The organism is Barnesiella sp. CU968 (genome assembly GCF_905219685.1).
In the GTDB taxonomy this organism is placed as follows: Bacteria; Bacteroidota; Bacteroidia; order Bacteroidales; family Muribaculaceae; genus Lepagella; species Lepagella muris_A.
In genome coordinates this window covers 1-4836 of sequence record NZ_CAJMXD010000231.1, presented here as the reverse complement: position 1 = coordinate 4836, position 4836 = coordinate 1, and the positions used below count along the sequence as shown (strand labels likewise).

Sequence of the window (4836 nt, the reverse complement as noted above, 5' to 3'; positions counted from 1 at the left end):
CAGCACAAATAGCAAATTGCCATCCAACTCTTGACCTCGAATTTGATTAACACTTTTTAAGAGACACTAGTGTAAATGTATTAAATAAAAAATACCGGCCGACGTTCACACGCAAGCCGGTATAAGAACAATTGTTTTCAATGTAATTTCTTAATCCTGATTGCTGCCCCTCCTCCTGCTGCGAGAGGCTGCTTAAGCCTGGTTTTATTGTCCACTTTCACTTTACGGATGCGATACGCCTGTGGATTATCCTTCCAATGCGCACCAGGGGCATCTTCATAGATTGTCGCTTCATATTTTTTCCCTTTCGGCAAGAAGCTCATGTCTATTACTGCCGTTCGAGGAGACTCATCGGTTATTGCACCCACATACCAGTCGTCAGATTCCTTGTCACGTCGGGCTACGGTGATATACCTGTTAGGCTCCGCTTCAATATATCTCGAATCAGCCCAATCAACCGGCACATCCTTTATAAACTGGAACGCATCAGGAAAGCGTTCATAATTTTCCGGCAGGTCACATGCCATCTGCAAGGGAGAAGGCATAGTAAGGTATAACGCGAGCTGACGGGCTAACGTGGTTCCTGCCTGATCGTTTTTACCTTCGTCATAACAACTTAGACGGGTCTCGAAAAGTCCGGGGGTATAGTCCATCGGTCCCCCTTTCAGCCTTGTGAAGGGAAGGATGCAGGTGTGTGACGGCGGATTACCGCCCATAGACTCAAACTCGCCGCCACGCGCCGATTCCTGAGCAAGCCAGTTGGGATAAGTACGACAGAGTCCGGTGGGACGCGGCGCCTCATGACTGTCGACCATTATCTCATAATCTGCGGCACGCTCTATGACATGGCGCACATGGTCAACCATCCATTGCGATCCGTGATGTTCCGAACGCGGAATGATCGCACCTACATAACCGGTCTTGACCGCATCATAATTGTTATCTTTCATAAACTTGAAAGCGCGATCAAGCTGAAGTTCATAATCGGCGGCGTTTGCTGCCGTCTCATGATGCATGATAAGCTTCACCCCTTTGGCAGCGGCATAATCACGCAATGAATCCACATCAAAGTCGGGATAAGGCTTGTCGAAAAGGAATTGCCGGTTCTTGCGATATGAAGCCCAGTCTTCCCAACCTTCATTCCAGCCTTCCACGAGAACGCCGTCAATTCCGTTCCTTGCCGCAAAATCTATATACCTCATCACATTCGCTGTATTCGCCGGATGCCTGCCATTGGATTTAAGGGAGGCATAGTCTGTCACTCCCGGTTTGGCAAGGTATTCATCAGAATATGCCCATGTCTTCTTCTTTCCCGTAAACATCTCCCACCACACGCCAATGAATTTCATGGGTTTGATCCAGGAGGTGTCTTCGATCTTACAAGGCTCGTTAAGGTTTAGTACAAGTTGAGAAGCGAGTATGTCTCGGGCGTCGTCACTTACAATAAGTGTGCGCCACGGAGATTCGAAAGGGAGATGAAGATATGCCCGCACCCCAAGTTTATCGGGAACAAGGTGAGTCTTCATCGCATGCCGGTCCGTATCAACATCAAGAAGCATCGCAGGATATCCCTTAAGTGCCGCTTCATGGATGTTCACATACACCGGAGCCCCTGTTTTTATCAGCATCGGAGTCTGAATGGTATTTCCGCCGGTGCGCTGAGCCTCTGAATGTCGCCTATAACGGCCTAAAGCATCCGGAAGTCCGGAAAACGAAGTCTCTGACCATAAGTATTCATCCGTGTCATAATCTCCCGGAATGCAGAAGAGGGTGTGATCTCCGGTGAAATTAAACTCAGTCTTCTCATCGCGCACTGTCAGGTAGTTGCTACTACCCCTCTGTGCCGGAAATTCATAGCGGAATCCAAGACCGTCATCAAAAAGACGGAAACGGACTGTCATTTCGCGATCAGGCTTCTCGGCTTTCAAAATTACGGCAAGTTCACGGAAATTATCGCGTACGGTTTCATATTCCCCCCATATCGGCTTCCATGTCCTGTCTACAGAGAGGGTGTCCGTTCCAGCAATCTTGAAACCATGTGTAAAGTCTGCTTCATCAGACACAAGACCGAGCCTACTCTCTTTCACGAGTGAAGACCCTTTGTAATCAAGGGAATAACAAAGACTGCCATCTGCATCAATATCAACATTCAGAAGCAATTCTCCGGAAGGAGAAGTTATGCGGGAAACGGCAGAAACACCTAAAGCCGAAACCAGCATCATCATAAATATCAATTTTCTCATAATGAAGCGGCTAACGATTATTGAGTATCACCAAGATAAATTTTATACCCATAGGCTGGAATATCCGTCATGACGGGAAGTGACGTTTCCTCCCCGGAAATCAGTTCCGAGACTTGCATGCCTGTAAACGATATCGGAGTTTTTACAGATATCGCCTTGGCTGAAGGATTAACCATTACGAGCAACGTCTTGCCTCCATTCTCCCTGCTGAACACCACGGCTTCATTTTGAGCATAATTCTTAAGTTCGCCCCCTCTTGCCTCTGCCGACACTTTGAAAGCATTGTTTATAGCTTTATATGTGGCTGTCAGTTCCGGTGAAAAATCCAGTTTGCGATGATTGAAGAAAGAGAGTTTCCCTTTAAGCCCTTCAACATCCATGGAAGAATAAATCATGGGAGTGGAATTGGACATTGCCGCCAAAACGTATGCTGCAGGAACCCCTTCCGGTGCACCAAACATCCTGTCAACCTCATTTTCAGCAGCCACGTCATGATTGAAAGCATAACGCAAAATAGTTTTACCTGACGGAATTTTTGCATTGCTTCCGGTCACATAATCATGGAATGCTGCCGGTTTTCCACCATTGAAGAGAGTTTTCATCGCGGGAGCGAAATTCCAGTCGTAAACCATATCAAAACCGTCTGCATAGAAATCCGTTCGGGATGATTCAGCAAGCATAATGACATCGGGATCTTCGGCACGCAATTCCGTAATGGCTTCTTTCCAGAAAGAATGAGGCACTCCCTCCGCATAATCACACCTGAAGCCGTCGATATCAGCCTGCTCAATCCAGAATTTCATTGCCTCTTTCATTCCCGTGCGCGTAGATTCTACGGAATAATCAAGTTGAGCCACATCTCCCCATGACGGGGTGGCAGCAATATTTCCATTCGCATCTTTGGCGTAACGTTCCGGATTCGTGATTGTCCATGTATTATCCCATGATGTGTGGTTTGCGACCCAGTCAAGGATTACGTCCAGACCTTTGCCGTGAGCTACAGAAACAAGTTCCTTAAGGTCTTCCATTGTTCCGAGAGATGCAGCCACGCTCTTGTAATCCTTTACACAATATGGAGATCCGATGCTGTTCTTGACACCGATCTCATATATCGGCATCAACCATATTACATCACAACCCATATCCGCAATTCTCGAAATATCGTCTGTTACCGCTTTCAGGCAATCGCTTTCACCATAAAACCTCGGATTAACCTGATATATTACCATAGATGCCGCCTTATCTCCCGACGGTTTATCGGGGATAACCGGGCCGGCAGGCTCATTGCTGTCGCCGCAAGCTACGGCGGCGACAGCAAGAGATGCCAAAAAGATTTTTTTACCTGTCTTTGTCGTGTCCATCATCTATTATTTGTTAATCAGTTCAGCAGATTCGGGATTCGCCCTTATATAATAATCCTTGTCCAACGTAATCTGCAAGGCATCATACTGGATTCCGGCATTGTCTGTAAAAATAAGGTTCTCCACTTCTCCGGCACCTTCCACGGGGAACACGAGATATTCCACACCATCTATTGTTTTTGTTGAAGAAGCTGTTGCACCGGGCCATCCCCCGAACGCTTCCTTATCACCATAAGCATAGACATGAAATTCGTTCCAGCCTGTGTTGTTTTCTATATAAAGATTATAGGAAACCGGTTTTTCAGGTTCGGTTGCTCCGGGTGAATAATCGGATGGATCTATCTCCTTGGCAGAAGTTGCAGTCAATTCCACATATACATCGCGGTCGAGTGTGAACACCACGACATCATCCACCTGCTTGCCATTTCCATTATTGAGGATCAGATGCTCTGTGAGCCCTTTGTCGCAATTATCCTTTCCGAAATCAAAATACGTGTAAGTAACGCCATTGATAACCTGTGTTCCGGTAGGCGACATTCCAGGCCAGGCGCCGTTAAGGTCGTTGACATCTCCCCACATGTAGAGATACAGCTCTTCCCATCCGGACTGGTCTGAAACATAGAGTGTATAACCGTCATGAGGAATATTGGAAGATGGATCGTAAGGCACCACTCCGTCTGCAGTCAGCTCAAGATAATAATCCTGATCAAGAGTCACGTTGTAATCGCCAAGCTGGGAGCCGTTATTATTGTTGTTGAAGATCAAATTGATATTGAGACCTTCGTTTGCTTCTCCCGTATCGAAATACTTATATTTCACACCATCGATGGTGGTCTCACCAGTGGGCTGTATACCCGGCCATCCGCCGAATACTTCCGCATCACCCCAGGCATAAAGCGACAACTGCTCGTAACCGGAATTGTCAACCACGTATATGACATATCCGTCATGATCTATCTCCCCGGGGTTCTCAGGCTCTTTAAAATAATCCGCCCAACGATACACGATCACGTTCGTCCTCTGTCCGAGAGCCGGAGATTCGGTATGCGCCACGGGTTGATTGTCGAGAGAACGCTCCTCCCCCTGTTCTACGGAATAGAATGTATAGCCGTCGGCAAGCGTCTTTCCTTCGGCAAAATCTTCGGGGTTGAGGTAAATACCCCACTTTGCATCTGTGTCATGCGCCTTCTCAAGCTCCCAGCGGGGATCTCCCACCGCAACATCCTTGCCAC

Annotated in this window: 3 protein-coding genes; all 3 read right to left on the bottom strand. The window is 47.3% G+C overall.

Annotation, left to right across the window (positions count from 1 at the left end):
• Positions 1-137: 137 nt before the first annotated feature.
• Complete coding sequence (locus JX312_RS09285; protein WP_204457799.1) at positions 138-2243, bottom strand: glycoside hydrolase family 97 protein; 2106 nt, start codon at positions 2241-2243, stop codon at positions 138-140.
• Between the two features lie 17 nt (positions 2244-2260).
• Positions 2261-3607: an alpha-amylase family glycosyl hydrolase gene (locus JX312_RS09280; RefSeq protein WP_204457798.1), complete on the bottom strand. Its 1347-nt coding sequence runs from the start codon at positions 3605-3607 to the stop codon at positions 2261-2263.
• A gap of 3 nt (positions 3608-3610) precedes the next feature.
• The coding region (locus JX312_RS09275) for a starch-binding protein (protein ID WP_204457797.1) at positions 3611-4836 on the bottom strand (1226 nt) is incomplete at its 5' end.

What these genes read in the sequence shown, in the direction of transcription:
- JX312_RS09285 (WP_204457799.1), bottom strand. Translation starts at nt 2,243, where the DNA reads ATGAGAAAATTGATATTTATGATGATGCTGGTTTCGGCTTTAGGTGTT.
- JX312_RS09280 (WP_204457798.1), bottom strand. Translation starts at nt 3,607, where the DNA reads ATGATGGACACGACAAAGACAGGTAAAAAAATCTTTTTGGCATCTCTT.